Raw genomic sequence first — 18,844 nt, 5'->3', positions numbered from 1 at the left:
CGACCGATCAGGCAGGCGTATGAGGCGGCAGAGAGAATTGAATCACCGCTCCCCGGGGCTGATTCGAACTTGCCCATAATCGACCGCCATGCGCCTCTATGATCGAATGGCAGATTGACAGCCCCATGCCCAGGCCGGTCGCCTTGGTCGTATAGAAAGCGGTGAACACCCGCTCGGCTTCACCTGCAGCGAACCCTGGGCCGCTGTCGCTCACCTGCACCAGCACGCTGCCCTGCTCTTCCATCTCGGCGTTGATCTGTAACTGTCTCTCGCCGCCGTTGACGCTGCTCATTGCCTCTAAAGCGTTAAGAATCAAATTCAGCAACACCTGTTGCAGTTCTACACGATCGCCGTGTACTAACGGCAAATCTTGCGCGATGTCTGTATGCACCGAAGCACCGTTACTGGTTGCCTGACTGCGAGTGAATTCGACCATTTCGCCGATGATTTTCGCGATGTCTACGGGTCCCTTTTTTGGCGGGGCCTTGCGAATATGCCCCCGGATCCGATCCAGAACCTCGGCCGCGCGATGAGCATCCTTAATCACGTTGTCGAGTACCTGTTTTATCTCGCCAAGATTAGGTGGCTGGGCGCCCATCCAACGCAGCGCAGCGTGAGCCCCCATAACGGTGGCGGCAATAGGCTGGCTGACTTCATGGGCTATCGAAGCTGCCAGTTGGCCCATCGTCGCGACACGGTTAGCGTGCGCCAACTCCACCTGGACATTGCGATAACGCTGTTCGCTTTGACGAGCGTTTTCTTGCGCCTGCTTACGCTCGGTCAGGTCAAGCACGAACGCGACACCCTCCTGGCTCCCTGAGTCGAACGTGGCCAAACCGATGATGATGGGCAGCAGGCTGCCATCCTTTTTGATGTACTCCTTCTCAAAAGGACGGGCACTCCCGGCCTGCAGCGCTTCTATCATTGTCTTTTCACTAACCTCACGATATTTCGGCGCTGTCAGGTCTCTCCATCTGACACGGCCTGAGACAATGTCTTCGCGTTCGTAACCGACCATCCGTAAAAACGCATCGTTGGCATCCGTGATTTCACCATCGGTATTCCAGAAAATAATGCCAATGATATTCGAGTCTACGAGCCGCCGGATCTTGGCTTCGCGCTCCGCGACATCACGATATAAATGGGCGTTCTCCAGAGAGATGGCGGCCTGGGAGGCCACCAGCTTCAGCACGGCAATGCGCGCAGGGCTGAATGCCCCTGCGGTCAAATTATTTTCCAGGAACAGCGCGCCAATGAGTTTCGCCTGGTTCATCAACGGCAAGCAGAGAATGGAGCGGGCTCGATGTTTCTGGATGTAGGGGTCCGCGGCGTACAAGGGTTGGGTAATCGCGTCGTCAATGACAACGCTCTCTTGCGTGCGCAGCACATGGTAGAGGATCAATTCAGGCAGCAGCGACGCACTCACCGGCACATCACGCAGACGCAGTTGCGGCGAGTCATTGCCCGCAGTCGCCTCGGCGACTATTCGATGGTGACTGCCATCTGTGCGCACCATCAGACCTCGCTCCGCGCCGGCTTGTTCGACGGCCGTCGACATGACCATATCGATGAGCTTTTCCAGAACGATTTCACCTGAGACGGCCTGCGACACTTTGAGCACGGTGGCAAGATCAAGCTGTTCGATGGGTGTGGCGATGGTCGTCGCCGGACCGAACGTGGATGCTTCCGCCCGCAGATACGTGTGCACCGCTTCAAGCTGCCGGACCTTGCCATCCGCGCCCCAGCGCAGATACCCATAATGGGCATCGCGCATATAGACGCGGGCGATTTTGGCAAGACCGCGTGCGGCGTAGAAGCGCGAAGCGAGTTCATTGGCGAGTGCTCCGATATGGATAAACCCGCCATGTTGCGCCGAGTCGATTGCCTCTTCGTATAAATGCTCCGCATCCACCAGGCGGTTCTCAATCCGGGCAATTTCGGCGCCCACCAGCGCCTTGTGGCTGGCGAAATTCTCGGGACAAATGTCTGCCCAGGCCCCCAGTTTCTGGTGGTGTGCATTGAGAACAGTCAAATGCTGCCGTCGATCATCTGACGAGTTGCTGGCGCACAGGCCCGCCCTCGCCAGCGCGTCATACAAGTAGTATTCGGCTTCCTCGAGAAAGGAGTGCGATACCACGAGTAAAGGCTGCGCCAGTGCGGCGGCTTCAATGGCGGACGTAAAATCGCCGGCAAGATAGCGCGCTTGTAACTTGCGGATCCAGAAGCAACACGTCAACACCGGCGAGGTCTTGGAAACATGGTGCTCCGCGTCGCTCTCATTAAACTGCTCGCTGTCCAGGCAACCGAATACCGGTGTCAAACCACGCAACATCCGTATCAGTGCCAGCTGGTTTTCGATGAAGTCTATGACAAGGCCAAAGTGCACTTTCCTGGCATACGCGAGGCCTCGCTCGGCCTCACGTTGCAGATCGGGCAGCCGCTCGCCAGCGAACAGCAAGTTAGAGACGGTAATGTTGCAAGCAAACGCGCCAAATGAGTAATCGCCGACCCGGTTTGCAGCATCAAAAGCGCGATCCAGCAACGCGCGGCAACTGCGCACAGGACGTGCCCAGCGCGCGACAAAAAGTGAAAAGGATAAGTACGTACGCGCCTCATAACGCTCAAGGTTTCTGCGCTCGACAAGTTCACAACCCAGCTGGCCAAATCGAAATCCCACTTGATAATCGCCAAACCGTTGCCCGGTGACGAGAGAGAGATTGGCGTAGGCCACGCATGAGGCATCGCCATTGCCGTACTCAAGGCTGAGATTGATCGCCTTGCAAATGGTCAGACAGGCAAGGTTCGTGTCCGTGTGCAAAGCCGGCGAGATCAACATGGTCAGCGCATGAAGTGTTGCGAGAGCGACAGCATCCTCCATCGGCGGCAGCTCGATGATTTGTTCAACTGTTTTATTTCCAAGACTGGACCAGATGCCCTCGTATTCGCTCCGAGCCGCTTCGTCACTCGGGTGAGCGGACCACTCGATACCGACGTGACGTAGAAAGGACAGACAGACAGCCACCGCTTGATCACTGCGGTCGAGGAGTAGATTCACATTCATCCGCATGCACGCGACGCTACCCTGCTCGACGATCGTTAACGCGCGCTCCGAAAGTGCCTGTAGCCGCTGGTCCGCCACAAGCAACTGCCCGGTCAGGAATTCACATTCGGCCAGGTTCAACTCCAATTTGAATTTCAGTTCATGCCGACGAAGCCAGCACGGGTCGTCCAACAACTGGGCGCCGGTGATGAAATATTTGAGCGCCAAGTCATAGGCGGTCGAAGCATGGGAGCGCTGGCCGGCGATCAAGTTGAACCGGGCCAATTGCTCTCGTTCTTCCTGCTCGGTGATCAGCTGGGCGCCGCGATTGAGCTGGTTGACTATGTCGAAGATTACCTCTTCGTGCTGTTCCGCAGGCATTTCGCAAACTAGCAGCCGACCAATCTTCAGGTGGGCTTGCGATAGCAGATGCGTGGGGATCAGTGAATAGGCGGCCTCATGAATTCGATCATGAGCGAACAGATAGACACCGTCCGAGCGCTCGATAAGCTCTTGGCGAATCGCTACCCATAACTCCCTGTGTAACTGCGCACGGGGAATCCCCATGACCGTCGCCAACGTCGAGATATCAACGACATTGCCGAGGCAGGCCATTTGCTGCAACGCCTGCAGCGTCGAGTGCGGCAGGCGGTTCAATCTGCCTGCCATCAGATCCACGACGTTGTCGGTGTAGCCCTTTGCGTGAATCCGATCGGTATCCCATTCCCACTGCCTGCGGTCATGGTCGAAGTTCAGCAGTTTCTCTTCGGCGAGCGCATGAAGAAACTGAATCACGAAGAAAGGATTGCCAGCGGTCTTATCGTGGACCAATTGAGCCAGCGGCTTGATCGGCGTCGGCTCGGTATGAAGCGCGTCGGTGATTAACTGCTCGATGTGCCCAATGGCAAGCGGCGTTAACGTTATCTCATCGATCGGGACCCCTGCACTCCTCATCGTTTGAAGCTTCTTCCTCAGAGGGTGATCTGCAGCGACTTCATTATTACGGTAGGCGCCAATCAGCATGAGGTGACGCAACGAAGAGCGTGTGAGCAAGTCCTCGATAAGGTCAAGTGTCGCCGTATCAAGCCACTGCAAATCGTCTAGAAACAGCACGAGGGGGTGTTCCGCCCGGGCAAATACGCCAATAAATCGGCTAAATACCAACAGGAAACGACGCTGCGCTTGTTGCGGTTCCAGGTCTGGAACCATGGGCTGTTCGCCAATAATGAGTTTCAGCTCAGGCATCAGGTCAGTCATGAGCCGCCCGTTGAGATCGAGTGCCTCAAGCAGTGCCGTGCGCCAGCCATCCAGCTCCGCGTCGCTCTTGCCCAGAAGCGTGCGGACCAGTCCCTGAAATGCTTGCACGAGTGTTGAATAAGGGATGTCACGTTTGTACTGGTCGAACTTGCCAGAAGCCAGCAGTCCTCTCAACGGCACCAATGCCTTATGCAATTCATTGACGACAGAGGACTTGCCCATCCCGGAATAACCGGAGACCAGCACCAACCCTGTCCCGTCACTTTGAACTATCCGCCCGAAAGCGGAGACCAGGTCTTCAACGGCGCTCTCGCGCCCGTACAGTTTCTCGGAAATCACCAGCCGGTGAGACCTGCCGTGTTCATCCAGCGTAAATGGGCTGATATGTCCTTGCTGCTGCCACTCGGACCAGCAGCGCCGCAAGTCATGCTCGACGCCGGCAGCCGTCTGATAACGCTCCTCGGCCGTCTTGGCGAGTAACTTCATGATAATCCGTGAAATCGACTCCGGGACGGTGCCAACTCGCTCACTCGGTGGCATCGGCTTCCTGGCAATATGGCAATGCACCCATTCCATAGGGTCAGAGGCCGTAAATGGCAGCACACCGGTCAACATCTGATAAAGGGTCACACCCAACGAATAAAGATCGCTGCGCGAATCGATCGAGCGATTCATCCTGCCGGTCTGTTCAGGTGCCATGTAGGCAAGCGTACCGGCGATGGTCTCGGGCGCCTGCCGTTCCCGTGGCAAACGCGAAGCAAGCCCGAAGCCGGTGAACCGGGCCTCACCGTCCGGGCAATTGACGAATATATGCGTGGGCTTGATATCTTTATGGACGAGTCCGCTCAGGTGAAACTTGTTCAGCACAACGGCGATGCTGATCGCAAGACGCAAGAACGTTGCCGTCTCGACAGGACCAATGAGCAGCTTCGCCAGCGGCTCGCCTCCCGGGTCTTCAAACAACAACACTGTGCGGCCACCTTCGCTCACGAGTTCGATGGGACGCACTGCCCATTCGTCTTTGAGCTCATCCTTCAGGCCGAACTCGTGAGCAAGGCGATCCAGGGTAGCGAGCGATGGTTGCTCCAAGGTGGGTCGTGCAACCAGCACCATTTCACGGCCAAATTTGCCGGAGCGCTGTCCCCGGCTCAAGACACGCTCACCGTCGTCCCACAATACCTGCATGCTTTCGCCTATCAACGCCCTATCCTCAATGTCCTAACCGACAGCCCTGCTACACCGCCGGCAAAGCGCCAGCCTCCTGATATGGAACACCACATCGCCTACAGATGGGTGTCCTGCATCGCCTTTTTTTGTCGCCTAAGCTGATGTCCAGAATGTCGGCCCTACGCTGCCGAACGATAGTAACGTAAAGCATTTGCTCGATGAGCGGCCCCCATAAAGATTCGGCGCTCCTATCGCCTCATTGAACCATGACAATTCACAGCGTTTGTATAATTTCGCCATACAAAGGCACTGCGCACAATTGCAGCTGTCACCTTCGTTATCGAAGCGCTTAGACAAGCCGAGTAAATCATTCTTAGGTGTTACCTGGTCATACTAAGAGGTTAGTCAGGCATCCGATCGTAGAAGCCATTAAATGCTATTTTCAGCGGACAATAAATTCGTTCCGTGGAGGAATGTCTTAGCCCATATTTTTGCATTGGAGAAAACGCTATGAAATTTCTGTCCATGCTATTGGCTATTGTTGCGATAGCGAATTTTGGATTCGCTGGTCCGCCTAGCTGGATTGCGAAAGATACTGTGTTTTCGGGCCCTGACACGCGCACCAGCACTAATGCGAAGGACATATCTTCGAAAGCTCCGGTTGCATCCGACACTGCAGGTAACGTCGGATCGATTGGTTTTGCATACGATAAAACGGATCGCCTTGGCTTGAATCGTCGTGTGTCTGATATTACCAAGCGCAGTGATATCAATCGCAAATCATAGAAAAGAACAGACCGCTATAGCGCCAATGCAACCGCGCAAATAATGCAACACACAGATGTAAACTTCTACGTCCGCGCCGCCATGGCCCATAAATGCCTTGGTTGCTTATTTGTACTTATACCTATAGGCACTTTAATGATCCGTTTTTTTCTAGCGACAACCGCCATCATGGTGTCATTCAGTTGCTCGGCAGGGTTGCGAATTACTTCACCTGACCATGCCTGTACAGTGCTCAGCGATACTCGACTGCGCGCGAATACATGGTCGACCAGCGCGGATGGGACGGAAGGTTGTTCGAGTCCTGTACGGGATATCCGCGCCGACAGTACTAGCGGCAATACTATTAGATTTGTTGCACAAGGCGCCGACCACATACCTGAACATCTCAGTCTGATCATCGATATCGCGTCGCCCTCTCTCGCCGATGATGCCAAGCGTGAAATGATCAAAGCCACCAAGCGCCTCTCGGTGAGAGCGCTGGGCTTATCAATACCGCATAAGATTGACGAATCGATACTGAAAGGCGAGAACGTGCAACTTGAAGTGGGCAGTGGCGTCGTGACGATCACCCGTACTAACCGGGCCCAGGGGGCGTATCAGTTGACGTTGACCATGCGATAAACGCCGGATAACAACGCTGAAATCACCGAAGCCGATTAAACACGACACGCCGCTAACCCTTAGCGCATTCACGCCAAGCGTTAATATTGTAAGAGAGTGTTTCCGAAGGCGGCACCCTCTTACAGACAAGATTTCTAACTACATTCAGTCATCGCCTTTCAAATGGCGGTTTTCTGCCTAGACTTGCTCTTGTCCGCCGTGCGCATGCTTTTCAGAGCATGGAATCGCACGAAAAACTAAAACAAGAGGAATTCCCCCCATGTTCAAACCCATGTGGAAAGCACTCGCCTGCGCCCTTGCCCTTGGCACCATGAGCACGGTCATGGCTGCTGATCCGGTGATTATAAAATTCTCCCACGTCGTTGCAGAGCAGACTCCCAAAGGCCAAGGGGCCCTGCTGTTCAAGAAACTGGTGGAAGAACGCTTGCCCGGCAAGGTCAAAGTAGAGGTCTACCCCAACTCTTCGTTGTTTGGCGATGGCAAAGAGATGGAAGCCTTACTGCTCGGGGACGTACAGATGATTGCACCGTCGCTGGCCAAGTTCGAGCACTACACCAAGACCGTTCAACTGTTCGACCTGCCTTTCCTGTTTGATGACATCTCCGCCGTTGACCGCTTTCAGCTGAGCCCGCAGGGCCAGGGACTGCTCAAGTCCATGGAAGACAAAAACATCACAGGACTGGCCTATTGGCACAACGGGATGAAACAACTGTCCGCGAACAAAGCGCTCCGAGTGCCGGGTGATGCCCGTGGGTTGAAGTTCCGGGTGCAGGCCTCTGCCGTGCTAGAGGAACAGTTCAAGGTCATACGCGCCAATCCACGCAAGATGAGCTTCGCCGAGGTTTATCAAGGCTTGCAGACCGGTGTTGTCAACGGAGCGGAGAATCCTTACTCGAACATCTACAGCCAGAAAATGCATGAAGTACAGAAGTACATCACCGAATCCAACCACGGTGTACTGGATTACATGCTGATCACCAACACCAAATTCTGGAATGGTTTATCGCCAGAGCTTCGTGGCGAGCTGGACAAGATCCTCGTCGAAGTCACCGCCCATGTGAACAAAGAGGCCGAGCAGCTGAATCAGAACGCCAAGCAGAGCATCATTGCGGCCAAGACCACCGAGATCATCATCCTGACGCCTGAGCAGCGCGACCAATGGCGCGTTGCGATGAAGCCCGTGTGGAAGAAGTTCGAAGGCGATATCGGCGCCGAGCTGATCACCGCGGCTGAAGCTGCCAACCAGGCCCAATGATCGGTGGACGACAGGTGTTGCCGCCCTGGCAGCACCTGCCTGCCATCCGCTACAGGAGATGCCATCCATGAATGCTCTTCGGCGCATCTGGGAACACTTCGAGGAAGGCTTCATCGTCTTCCTTCTGGCGGCCATGACGTTGGTAACATTCGTCTACGTTGTCCTCAACAACCTCTACACCCTGTTCTACCGCCTCGCCGAGAGCTGGGAAGGCGCCAGCGAATCGCTGTTCGCCATCGGCGACGGCGTCATGGGTATGGCGCAAGCCATGACCTGGAGCACCTCACTGACCAAGGCCTTGTTCGGCTGGCTGATATTTTTCGGGCTGTCGTACGGCGTGCGCACCGCGGGCCATATCGGCGTCGACGCCCTGGTCAAGTTGGCCAGTAAACCGGTGCAACGGTTCATTGGCATTATCGCCTGCCTTTTCTGCCTGACTTATGCCGGGCTGCTGAGCATCGCCAGTTTTGGCTGGATCCAGACCCTGATGGTTGCCCAAATTGGCGCCGAAGACCTGGGCCAATACGGGATCATGCAATGGCACATCGGGTTGATCGTCCCCGTGGGGTTCGCCTTGGTTTTCATCCGTTTCGCTGAAATTCTCGTGCGCATCCTGCAAAACAGGCAGACCGGCCTGGGCCTGGCTGATGAAGCCGCAGATGCGTTGAAGCTGACCGAACACGAGGATGACAAGTCATGACCATTGCCTTCCTCTTTGCATCATTGTTCGTGCTGATGTTGATCGGCGTTCCCATTGCTATCTCCCTGGGGTTGGCAGGCTCACTGACCATCGTTTTTTTCAGCCCGGACTCGGTGCGCTCACTGGCGATCAAACTGTTCGAAACGTCGGAGCACTACACGCTGCTGGCCATCCCGTTCTTTCTGCTCGCGGGGGCCTTCATGACCACCGGTGGCGTCGCTCGGCGGCTGATTGACTTTGCCAATGCCTGTGTCGGTCATATTCGTGGTGGTCTGGCTATCGCTGCCGTGTTGGCGTGCATGTTGTTCGCTGCCCTTTCAGGATCGAGCCCGGCCACTGTGGCGGCGGTGGGTTCAATTGCCATTGCCGGCATGGTCCGCTCCGGTTATCCGCAGGCCTTCGGCGCGGGGATCGTCTGTAACGCTGGGACCCTGGGCATCCTGATTCCACCCTCGATCGTCATGGTGGTCTACGCCGCCGCGACCGAAACGTCTGTCGGCAAACTGTTCATGGCGGGCGTGTTACCAGGCCTGCTGCTGGGGTTGGCGCTGATGGTGGCGATCTACATCGTCGCCGTGAAGAAAAAGCTGCCCGCCATGCCGCGCGCGACGTTCCGTGAATGGCTTGGCACGGCACGCAAGGCGATCTGGGGTCTACTGCTGATGTTCATCATCCTGGGAGGTATCTACTCCGGGATGTTTACCCCCACCGAAGCTGCGGCGGTGGCGGCCGTGTACTCGGCCTTCATCGCCTTGTTCGTCTACAAAGACCTGACGTTCCGCGAAACGCCAAAGGTCCTGCTGGACTCGGCCAAGCTGAGCATCATGCTGATGTTCATTATTGCCAACGCCATGCTCTTCGCGCACGTTTTGACCACCGAGCAACTACCGCAACAGATCACCGTGTGGGTGATAGAGGCGGGTCTGACACCGGTGATGTTCCTGCTGGTGGTGAACATTGTGCTGTTGATTGCAGGGGCCTTTATGGAACCTTCGGCCATCATCCTGATCCTGGCACCGATTCTCTTCCCCATCGCCATGAAGCTGGGTATCGATCCCATTCACCTGGGCATCATTATGGTGGTGAATCTGGAGATCGGCTTGATCACGCCGCCCGTGGGTCTGAACCTGTTCGTGACCTCTGCTGTGACGGGTATGACACTGCCGGCAACCATCAGAGCCGCCATGCCTTGGCTGATGATACTGTTCCTGTTCCTGATCCTGATTACCTACGTGCCTTGGATCTCCCTGGCTTTACCAAACTGGCTGGGCATGAGCTGATGCCTCCCCTGTCCGGGTACTGGACGTTCGTATCCGGACAGGGCTTTCACGTTTGTGCTACCCCGGCCACTTAGTGTTGTCCTGAGTCCGTCCAGCAACTCCATAGATCCACTGAGGCCGGGTTGCTGACGGGTGGCCCTAGCCACTCGCTCATCTCATGACATTGCTGTTGGAAGCATAACTGGTAGTCACCTGCTTGCGGGGTGCGTCCCAGACTCAGAGGCTGCAAAGGCGGCAGGTGACGTTGATAGTGCCAGCTGCCTTTTTCCAACCTGGCCTCCGGGGGAATCTCCATACCCGCGCCATTCCCTTTGACCCTGGCCTCGGTGAGCACAAGTCCCTGCTCCGAGACGCGGTAGTCTTCTTCCCAACGAATTTTTTCAATTGAGTGGTTCCAAGCCAGTGTAAAGCTTGAAACAGGGAGTTGGGCCCAGGCGACGCCGGCCAAACCCAGGCACAAGCCAATCATGCGATGGCCGGTCTGACACGACGAGATCGCCAGACATGCTGAAGTATTATCAACACACCCAGCACGAAACCGATTTCGTCAGTCAACGGCAGCGCAACGACCAACAAAGCACCTGCGGCGAAACTCAATACACGCTCCCAAATCGGCATCTTCTGTTGCAGATAACCTGTGGACGCCATTCCCCAGAGGCCAACGGCCAACACTGTCTTCACCAACATATAAGCCGTCATCCACAAATTGTCGCCTTGCATCATGAGCGCAGGGTTGTAGACCGCCATGAACGGAATGACAAAGCCAGCCAATGCAATACGAACCGCCCACAGACTGATCTTGAATCCTGTTTCCTTGGCGATGGGCGCTGCGGCAAAGCATGCCAAGGCAACCGGTGGCGTAAGGTCTGCAAGAATTCCGAAATAGAAAACGAACATGTGCGACACGATCAGCGGCACACCCAACTCAAGCAGAGCAGGTGCTGCAATCGAACTGGTAATGATGTAGTTGGGAATCGTCGGGATACCCATGCCCAACACAAGGCAGGTAATCATCGTCAGTATGAGTGACAACAACAAATTATCCCTGCCGATGGCCAGTATGTAACCAGCGAAAGTCGAGGCTATCCCCGTCAATGACACTACGCCGATGATGATTCCCACTAGCGCGCAAGCAATCCCGACCGGTACAGCATGGCGAGCACCTTCGACTAACGCATGCAGGCAAATACTCAGGGTTGCTCGGCCTCCCTGAATGAACCAGCAGATGACCACTAACGTGGCGATCACCGCAAAGATCACGCTAATACCCAACTGGAAAAAACCGACGCAGAGGACACCAAGCGCAATCCAGAACGCACACCGCATCGCGTAACTGGACACCCGGAGAATGATTGCCGAACCGAGAATAACGATGGCTGTTAGCGCCAGACCCACCATTCCGGAGAACAGCGGAGTACGTCCGGAAAAAAGCAGGTAGACCAGGACAAAAAGCGGAATCAGCAAATACCAGCTTTCCTTTACCGCACCCCATGCGCTGGGGCATTGGTCTTTGGGTAACCCCTTAAGGTCGGAGCGTTTTGCCTCAAGGTGAACCATCCAGAACACCGAACCGAAATACAGGATGGCTGGAATTAACGCAGCTTTGGCGATCTCTACAAACGGGACATTAATTGTTTCCGCCATAATAAACGCGACAGCCCCCATCACAGGCGGCATCAGTTGGCTGCCCATGCTCGAAGTCGCCTCTACGCCGCCAGCAAATGCTGCCTTGTAGCCGAAGCGCTTCATCAATGGAATCGTGAACTGCCCGGTTGTGACAACGTTCGCAATGCCTGAGCCTGTGATCGTCCCCATCAAAGCCGATGACGCGACCGATACTTTTGCCGGCCCCCCGAGTTTGTGGCCAAACAGTCCCATCGCGAAATCTGTGAACAATTTGATCATGCCGGCCTGTTCGAGAAAGGACCCGAACAAAATGAACAGGAAAATATAGGTAGCGGAAACGTAGGTTGGTGTCCCGTAGAGACCTTCGGTGCCGAATGACAACTGGTTGACGACTTGATCGAATCCGTAGCCTCGATGAGCCAGGTCGCCTGGCAGGTATTCACCCAATAGACCGTAGGCCAGAAACAAACCACAGATGACAGGCAAAGCGATCCCCATCACCCGACGCGCGGCCTCAAACACCAAGGCGATCAATACCAGCCCAACCACCATGTCAGCTGTAGTCAGGTCACCTGAACGCTGGATCAAATCCGCCTCGAAGAACCATTGATACAAAGCAGTGGTAATCCCCGCGAGGCTCAATATCCAGGCCAGCGGCTGCCAAGGACGTGCTCTGCCATACGCCGGGTAACTCAGAAACACCACCCACAACAGGAAACCAACGTGCACCGCGCGCAGCACCTGGCTGGAAACAGGCGCAAACGCAGCGGTAACAATCTGGAAAACAGAAAACAACAACGCCACGTAGAACAGAGTCTTAGGCCAGTCGCGTGGGTTGGCGGCGATGCCATGATGATCTTCGCTCATTGGGTACCTGCCTCAAAACTACATAGAAGGGTACGAACCGCTCTATCGCTCTAGCGACCATCCCCGTGGCGCATTTTTGGATTACAGCGCTCCAGCTTCCTTGTAGTAGCGCTCGGCACCGGGGTGAAGTGGAATGGGTAAATTCCTGGCAGCATTTTGCAACTTGATGTCCTTGGCGGCTGAGTGAGAATTACCCAGGCGAGTGAGGTTTTCGAACATCAGCTTGGTCATCTGGTAGGCAACATCCTCTGAGACGTCCTCGCGCGTCACAAAAATATTAGTGATCGCCACAGTAGGCAGTGACTCAGGTTGTCCGTCATAGGTATTGGCTGGAATTTGTGCAGGCTGATAAGCGGCATTGCCGATTTTCGTAACCACATCAGGAGGAATCGCGACGTAGTTCAATGGCATGGTTGAGGAAAGGTCGCGGATGGCCGCCATGCCTAAACCCGAGGACTGAAGCGTGGCATCTAACTGACGGTTTTTGATCAGCTCTACCGACTCCGCGAAGGGTAGGTATTGGACTTTGCTCATGTCTTCGTACGTCAATCCCGCCGCTTTGAAAATCGCACGTGCGTTCAGTTCGGTACCGGACTTAGGGGCGCCGACGGAGATGGTTTTCCCTTTCAAATCCGCCAAGGTTTTGATGCCGGACTCTTTATTCGCAACAATTTGAATGTAGTTCGGATAGGCGCCTGCAATTGCTCGCAACTTTGTCAGCGGGGCCTTGAATCCTGCATCTTCCACGCCGTTTTTTGCATCAGCCACAGAGTCCCCAAGCGCCAGAGCGAGCTCCCCACGACCAGCTTGTAAAAGGTTGAGATTTTCCACCGAGGCTTTGGTCGCCTGCACAGAAGTCTTCGCCCCCGGTATCCCATCGCTGTATATCTGTGACAGCCCAACCCCAATGGGGTAATAAACCCCGCTAGTCCCTCCGGTAAGAATATTTATGAACACAGGTGCGGCGTTAGCTGCGCACGAGACTGTCAACGCAGCGGTGGCCGCAAAGAGGCTAAAGCGACTGGTTACTCGCATGGAAAACTCTCCGTCTTGTTATGGCTTTATGCAGAGTCTTACCACTGTAGTCGAAACCAACGACTTGAGTGGGAAACTGAGTTGGCCTGATAACCCGACGCCACGTGCAGACTTGGCAAAACACCCGACAACGATAGGGAGCAGAGCGAATCGTCACTCGGCCACTCATTTCTATTCGGCAGGTCTCCCACTCAGGACATGCTGCACTCGCCGCATGAGCTGCTCAGAATCGAAGGGTTTCTTGAAGTAGCCCACGGCCCCCAGTTCCCGCGCTTTTACTTCGGGAGTCTCACCGATGCAGGCGGTAATGAATATCACCGGAAACCGCATGTCGCGCGCCAGCAACTGTTCCAGCATTTGCAAGCCATTCATCCCCGGCATGCGAATATCCGAAATCATGCATGAGGTCGAATCCAGCGCATAATCGGCCAGACATTCCTCGGCACAGGCATAGGTTCGCGTCACATATCCCATTGACCTCACCAGACTGTCCAGCGACATGCGAAGTGTGTCGTCGTCGTCAACGATCGAAATGATTGGAATATTTGACAATTAGTTCAACCTTGAGGTTATGGGAGCTGATTGACAGAACTCCACTTGTGTTAAGACGCGCATCCGCACCTCAATATTCATGCTGCTTCAGAAAATCATCAAACACGCGAAACGTTTGCGGCACCGCGCTTCGGCTAACGACAGACAGCGACAAAGTCGATGACACGGCTCTTGATGGCCATGTCCAACGAATCGGGGAATGTCGCCCCTGAACACTTGGAACAGAGTGCCAGATAAACGTAAATATTTATGGGCAATTAGGTATGGTCACATTATATGAAAGTATAGTTTTTCAGAGCTCGTAACTTCTACCCGTGGTTGTTGAATAGCACCTTCCTGCCCAATGCGACGACCTACTATCAATTGTCAAATTTCACCCTACAATCCGAAAAAAATAAATAACACGCCAGTTCATGATACTCATTGGCAAGCCAGCACCTGAAAAGCCCCAAAAACGCATTAAATGCGCTTAAGTTAATACCAAAGAATGATCAACTCATACGAACATACCTCCGAAAAACCCCTAGGCATAAGTGACTCGCCTATTCATTCCGTTATTATTCGCTCAACGCGATACCGCTCCGTTTGGAATTGACACTCCCGGTTTGATACCTCCTTTTCAAAGCGGGCTTTAGCGCTCTTTTTACCGAAAGAGCGCTTTTTTTATCAATACGACGTTGCGCATTTTTTTATAACCGAATTACACAAATGCAGCGCACGCGCTTGCTGTGTGAATTCAACAGGCAAACGCCGAGGTGATTCATGGGTGAATACCGAAGATTATGGTGGATTTTGATCGGCATTCTTGGGGTCACGTTCTGCCTGCTAGGCTGGTTTGGGCGCGAGATCTATCGCCAGGCGCCACCGATTCCGCAATACATACAGAGTGTCGACGGCCACACGCTGTTCAAGGCCGATGACATTCTGGATGGGCAAACGGCCTGGCAGAGTGTCGGTGGCATGCAGCTGGGATCCATCTGGGGGCACGGCGCGTACCAGGCACCGGACTGGACGGCAGACTGGTTGCATCGCGAGTTACTTGCCTGGCTCGAACTGGCGGCGACTGACAGCTATGACAGACCCTTTGCCGAGCTGGGTGAAGAGCAACAGGCCTTTTTACAACATCAGCTCAAGCGTGAGTACCGCAGCAATCGCGTGATTGACGGCACGTTGGTACTCAGCGCTCGCCGCAGCCAGGCAATGGAGCAGACAGCGACGTATTACGATGCCCTGTTCGGCGGCGATCCCACCCTGCACAGCAGCCGTCAAAGCTTCGCGATGAAAGAGGTAACCCTGCCGGACCCTGCACGGCGCAAGCAAATGACCCGCTTCTTTTTCTGGACAGCGTGGGCAGCCGCGACCGAGCGAGACGGCCAGAACGCCACGTTTACCAACAACTGGCCTCATGAACCCCTGATCGGTAATACACCGACGGCCGAAAACATCATCTGGTCGATGGCCAGTATCATCATGCTGGTGGCGGGAGTGGGCTTCCTCGTTTGGGCGTGTGCGTTTTTACGCAAGCACGACGACGCTGAACCCGTTGCATCCGCCCGAGACCCCATCAGCCTGGTGACCTTGACGCCCTCGCAGAAAGCCTTGGGCAAGTACCTGTTGCTGGTCGGCGCCCTGTTCGGGTTTCAAGTGATGATGGGTGGATTGACAGCCCACTACACCGTCGAGGGGCAAGATTTCTACGGGATCCCGCTGTCCAAGTGGTTCCCCTACTCCCTCACTCGCACGTGGCATCTACAGAGTGCGATGTTCTGGATCGCCACCGGCTTTCTCGCCGCCGGGCTGTTCCTTGGCCCGATCATCAACGGCGGAAAAGATCCGCGGTGGCAAAAGCTCGGCGTCGATCTGCTGTTTTGGGCGCTAGTGGTGGTCATCATCGGCTCTTATTGCGGCAACTTTCTCGCCATCGCCCAGTTGTTGCCAGCCGAGTGGAGTTTCTGGCTTGGGCATCAGGGCTATGAATATGTCGATCTGGGCCGGCTGTGGCAGATCGGAAAATTCGCCGGTATCGTCTTCTGGCTGGTGCTGATGTTGCGTGCCATGGTCCCCGCGCTACGCAGCCCGGGCGATAAAAATCTGCTGGCGCTGCTCGCATGCTCGGTGGTTGCTATCGGCCTGTTTTACGGTGCCGGACTGTTTTATGGCGAACGGACTCACCTTTCGGTAATGGAGTACTGGCGCTGGTGGGTGGTGCATCTGTGGGTCGAAGGTTTTTTTGAAGTTTTTGCTACCAGCGCGCTGGCATTCATCTTCACCAGCATGGGCCTGGTCTCGAAGAGAATGGCGACGACCGCCACGCTCGCGTCCGCGTCGTTGTTCATGCTCGGCGGTGTACCCGGCACGTTTCACCACATCTACTTCTCCGGGACTACTACGCCGGTCATGGCCGTAGGGGCGACATTCAGCGCTCTGGAGGTCGTGCCACTGATTCTGCTGGGGCATGAAGCCTGGGAAAACTGGCGTCTGCGCGACCGCGCCCCGTGGATGGAACGCGTGCGTTGGCCATTACAGTTTTTCGTGGCCTGCGCCTTCTGGAACATGCTCGGTGCCGGAGTTTTCGGTTTCCTGATCAACCCGCCAATCGCGCTGTTCTACATACAAGGTTTGAACACCACCCCGCTACATGCCCACGCTGCCCTGTTCGGTGTCTATGGCTTCCTGGCGCTGGGGTTTGGCTTGTTGATCCTGCGCTACATTCGCCCCGACCTGCGGTTCAACAATCGCCTCATGACCGTTGGGTTCTGGTGGCTGAACGCGGGCCTGCTGCTGATGATTTTCACCAGCCTGCTGCCCATCGGCCTGATGCAGTTCTACGCCAGCGCCAGCCAGGGTCTGTGGTATGCACGCAGCGAAGCGTTCATGCAGCAAGACTTGATGCAGACGCTGCGCTGGATGAGAACCATTGGTGATGTGGTGTTCATGGTGGGTGCCTTCGCCGTCATTGCACAGATCACTCGCGGGTTAATGTGGACGTCGTCGAAAGCGCTGGTGAGTGAGGCTGCGTAACGGTCCAGCGGTAAATGGGCGTCGCCCCTCGGCGACGCTGACCGCGACGGTCAACCTGTGCCATTGTTAAAGGGAAAAAACATGCTGCTCACGCGACTTTGCAAACGTTTCCTGGAGTCAGACCGGCTGGCGTTTATCGCCTCTGTATCGGCGGCAATCACCATCTCCGTCATCAATCTTTTGATTGACTCGGATCTCGCGCATGCCGTGCTCTACATCACCCTGTTGTTCATGTCGGCGCATGTTTTTTCGATCCGAATAGTGACCATTGTCGCGCTGTTCTGCTTCCTCCTGGTCACCGGCAGTTTCATCATCGATTACTTCTACCAAGCCACAGGCAGCATTGTTGGCTACATCAGGTGCCTTGTCTCGCTGGTGACCATCACCTTGCTGACTGTACGCAGCAAATGGTCGACCAATGAATTGCGCCGCAATCAGGCTTTTCTGACCGGGGCGCAACGTTTGAGCCGGACCGGGAGCGTCGGGTTGCGCTTCGATCACGGCCAATGCAAAGAAATACGCTGGTCCGAGGAAGCCTTTCGCATCTACGGTTACCCTCGGGATATCGAGCCGTCCTGGGCGCTGATGACGGCAAGGCTGCACCCGGAAGATCACTTGCTGGCTGGCGGACTGTTTACCCGACTGGCGGCCGGGGTGCCGGACATTGAACTGGAACAGCGCTTGATCATGCCGGATGGCAATTGCCGCTACGTGCAGATGGTTTTTAACGCCATCAACCTGAGCAATAGCGCCCATAGTCGCGAGTACGTGGCGGCGGTGATGGACATCACCTCGGAGCGCCAAGCCGAGCAGGCGTTGTTCGACTCCCGAGCTCAACTGGCGCATGTCACCCGGATGACATCGCTGGGTGAACTCGCCGCCTCCATCGCCCATGAAGTGAACCAGCCGCTGGCAGCGATCGTTTCCAGCGGAGAGTCGTGCATGCGCTGGATCGACCGTGATAAACCGGAACTGGAAGAGGCAAAGTTGTCTCTGAATCGCATCATCCAGAGTTCGATGCGCGCCAGTGACGTCATCACCGGCATCCGTGCGTTGTCGAAGAAGTGCGTTCCACAACGTCAACATCATGCCTTCGACAAAATCGTGACTGACACTCTGCTGCTGGTTCAGCACGAGATGAGTCATAAACACATCAAACAGCATTTGTCGCTGGATGCCGCCGACGCTCGCATCAATGGCGATCGCGTGCAGTTGCAACAAGTCATCATCAATCTCGTCATGAACGCCTGCCAGGCCATGGGCAATCTGTGTGAAGGAGCGCGCTCGCTGAACATTTGCACGAGGGTTGAGCGCAACGAAGTGATCATAGAAGTCAATGACAGCGGCGAAGGCATTGATGTCGCCGATTTGCCGTCACTGTTCAACCCGTTCTATACCACCAAGGCTGAAGGGCTGGGCATGGGGCTGTCTATTTGCCGCTCGATCATCGAATTTCATGACGGCAGGATCTGGGCCACGAGCATCAAGGGACAAGGCGCTACGTTTATGTGCGCCTTGCCACTGCTCTTGCCAGAACCGCCCGTCTTGAACCCGGCCCAGGACACCGACACTGACACCCAGTGGTCGACGGATTTGGGCGTCAGTTTCGGTTGAAACTGAGGCGAACAAGCGGTGCT

At 55.4% G+C, this 18,844-nt stretch carries 12 protein-coding genes; 7 read left to right on the top strand and 5 right to left on the bottom strand.

Annotated features, from left to right (window positions below):
• Positions 1 to 7: 7 nt before the first annotated feature.
• Positions 8 to 5,482, bottom strand: coding sequence for a trifunctional serine/threonine-protein kinase/ATP-binding protein/sensor histidine kinase (locus AB4N91_RS10790; RefSeq protein WP_460112425.1), 5,475 nt, complete (start codon positions 5,480 to 5,482; stop codon positions 8 to 10).
• Between the two features lie 492 nt (positions 5,483 to 5,974).
• On the opposite strand from AB4N91_RS10790, the gene AB4N91_RS10785 reads away from it, so the two are divergent.
• The 5 genes from AB4N91_RS10785 (at position 5,975) to dctM (ending at position 10,106) form a co-directional block, all read left to right on the top strand.
• A complete protein-coding gene (locus tag AB4N91_RS10785; protein ID WP_460112423.1) occupies positions 5,975 to 6,250 on the top strand; it encodes a hypothetical protein in 276 nt (91 codons plus the stop codon).
• Between the two features lie 135 nt (positions 6,251 to 6,385).
• Positions 6,386 to 6,871 carry a hypothetical protein gene (locus AB4N91_RS10780; protein WP_460112422.1) on the top strand — a complete coding sequence of 162 codons (486 nt, stop codon included), beginning with the start codon at positions 6,386 to 6,388 and terminating at the stop codon, positions 6,869 to 6,871.
• 259 nt (positions 6,872 to 7,130) lie between these two features.
• A complete protein-coding gene (gene dctP, locus AB4N91_RS10775; protein ID WP_010460763.1) occupies positions 7,131 to 8,126 on the top strand; it encodes a C4-dicarboxylate TRAP substrate-binding protein DctP in 996 nt (331 codons plus the stop codon).
• A 67-nt stretch (positions 8,127 to 8,193) separates the two neighbouring features.
• Positions 8,194 to 8,826 carry a TRAP transporter small permease gene (locus AB4N91_RS10770; RefSeq protein WP_083376620.1) on the top strand — a complete coding sequence of 211 codons (633 nt, stop codon included), beginning with the start codon at positions 8,194 to 8,196 and terminating at the stop codon, positions 8,824 to 8,826.
• Entirely contained in the window at positions 8,823 to 10,106 is a 1,284-nt protein-coding gene (dctM, locus tag AB4N91_RS10765) for a C4-dicarboxylate TRAP transporter large permease protein DctM (protein WP_460112420.1), read from the top strand. The genes AB4N91_RS10770 and dctM overlap by 4 nt, the downstream gene beginning before the upstream one ends.
• 70 nt (positions 10,107 to 10,176) lie before the next feature.
• On the opposite strand, the gene AB4N91_RS10760 is transcribed toward dctM, so the two are convergent.
• The 4 genes from AB4N91_RS10760 to AB4N91_RS10745 form a co-directional block, all read right to left on the bottom strand.
• A complete protein-coding gene (locus AB4N91_RS10760) occupies positions 10,177 to 10,575 on the bottom strand; it encodes a DUF1850 domain-containing protein (protein WP_010460768.1) in 399 nt (132 codons plus the stop codon).
• The gene (locus AB4N91_RS10755) at positions 10,572 to 12,599 is read right to left on the bottom strand and encodes a TRAP transporter permease (RefSeq protein WP_010460771.1); all 2,028 of its coding nucleotides are present in this window, start codon (positions 12,597 to 12,599) and stop codon (positions 10,572 to 10,574) included. Before AB4N91_RS10755 ends, AB4N91_RS10760 begins: the two co-directional genes overlap by 4 nt.
• Positions 12,600 to 12,680: 81 nt before the next feature.
• The gene (locus AB4N91_RS10750) at positions 12,681 to 13,634 is read right to left on the bottom strand and encodes a TAXI family TRAP transporter solute-binding subunit (protein ID WP_010460773.1); all 954 of its coding nucleotides are present in this window, start codon (positions 13,632 to 13,634) and stop codon (positions 12,681 to 12,683) included.
• Between the two features lie 171 nt (positions 13,635 to 13,805).
• On the bottom strand, positions 13,806 to 14,186 hold the full coding sequence (locus tag AB4N91_RS10745; protein WP_010460776.1) for a response regulator transcription factor: 381 nt from the start codon (positions 14,184 to 14,186) through the stop codon (positions 13,806 to 13,808).
• A 762-nt stretch (positions 14,187 to 14,948) separates the two neighbouring features.
• On the opposite strand from AB4N91_RS10745, the gene AB4N91_RS10740 reads away from it, so the two are divergent.
• Both AB4N91_RS10740 and AB4N91_RS10735 read left to right on the top strand, forming a co-directional pair.
• Positions 14,949 to 17,207 (top strand): nitric-oxide reductase large subunit, encoded by a 2,259-nt coding sequence (locus AB4N91_RS10740; RefSeq protein WP_460112419.1) that lies wholly within the window; start codon positions 14,949 to 14,951, stop codon positions 17,205 to 17,207.
• A gap of 81 nt (positions 17,208 to 17,288) precedes the next feature.
• Positions 17,289 to 18,821, top strand: coding sequence for a sensor histidine kinase (locus AB4N91_RS10735; protein WP_154912140.1), 1,533 nt, complete (start codon positions 17,289 to 17,291; stop codon positions 18,819 to 18,821).
• Positions 18,822 to 18,844: the final 23 nt, after the last annotated feature.

Source organism: Pseudomonas sp. H3_D04, from assembly GCF_054669175.1.
Note: the sequence above shows the minus strand (reverse complement) of the source record. Positions and strands in the feature narration are given on the sequence as shown.

Coding starts and splice junctions, on each gene's coding strand:
- AB4N91_RS10785 (WP_460112423.1), top strand. CDS start 5,975: ATGAAATTTCTGTCCATGCTATTGGCTATTGTTGCGATAGCGAATTTT.
- dctP (WP_010460763.1), top strand. CDS start 7,131: ATGTTCAAACCCATGTGGAAAGCACTCGCCTGCGCCCTTGCCCTTGGC.
- AB4N91_RS10770 (WP_083376620.1), top strand. CDS start 8,194: ATGAATGCTCTTCGGCGCATCTGGGAACACTTCGAGGAAGGCTTCATC.
- AB4N91_RS10750 (WP_010460773.1), bottom strand. CDS start 13,634: ATGCGAGTAACCAGTCGCTTTAGCCTCTTTGCGGCCACCGCTGCGTTG.
- AB4N91_RS10740 (WP_460112419.1), top strand. CDS start 14,949: ATGGGTGAATACCGAAGATTATGGTGGATTTTGATCGGCATTCTTGGG.
- AB4N91_RS10755 (WP_010460771.1), bottom strand. CDS start 12,599: ATGAGCGAAGATCATCATGGCATCGCCGCCAACCCACGCGACTGGCCT.
- AB4N91_RS10735 (WP_154912140.1), top strand. CDS start 17,289: ATGCTGCTCACGCGACTTTGCAAACGTTTCCTGGAGTCAGACCGGCTG.
- dctM (WP_460112420.1), top strand. CDS start 8,823: ATGACCATTGCCTTCCTCTTTGCATCATTGTTCGTGCTGATGTTGATC.
- AB4N91_RS10780 (WP_460112422.1), top strand. CDS start 6,386: ATGATCCGTTTTTTTCTAGCGACAACCGCCATCATGGTGTCATTCAGT.
- AB4N91_RS10790 (WP_460112425.1), bottom strand. CDS start 5,482: ATGCAGGTATTGTGGGACGACGGTGAGCGTGTCTTGAGCCGGGGACAG.
- AB4N91_RS10760 (WP_010460768.1), bottom strand. CDS start 10,575: ATGATTGGCTTGTGCCTGGGTTTGGCCGGCGTCGCCTGGGCCCAACTC.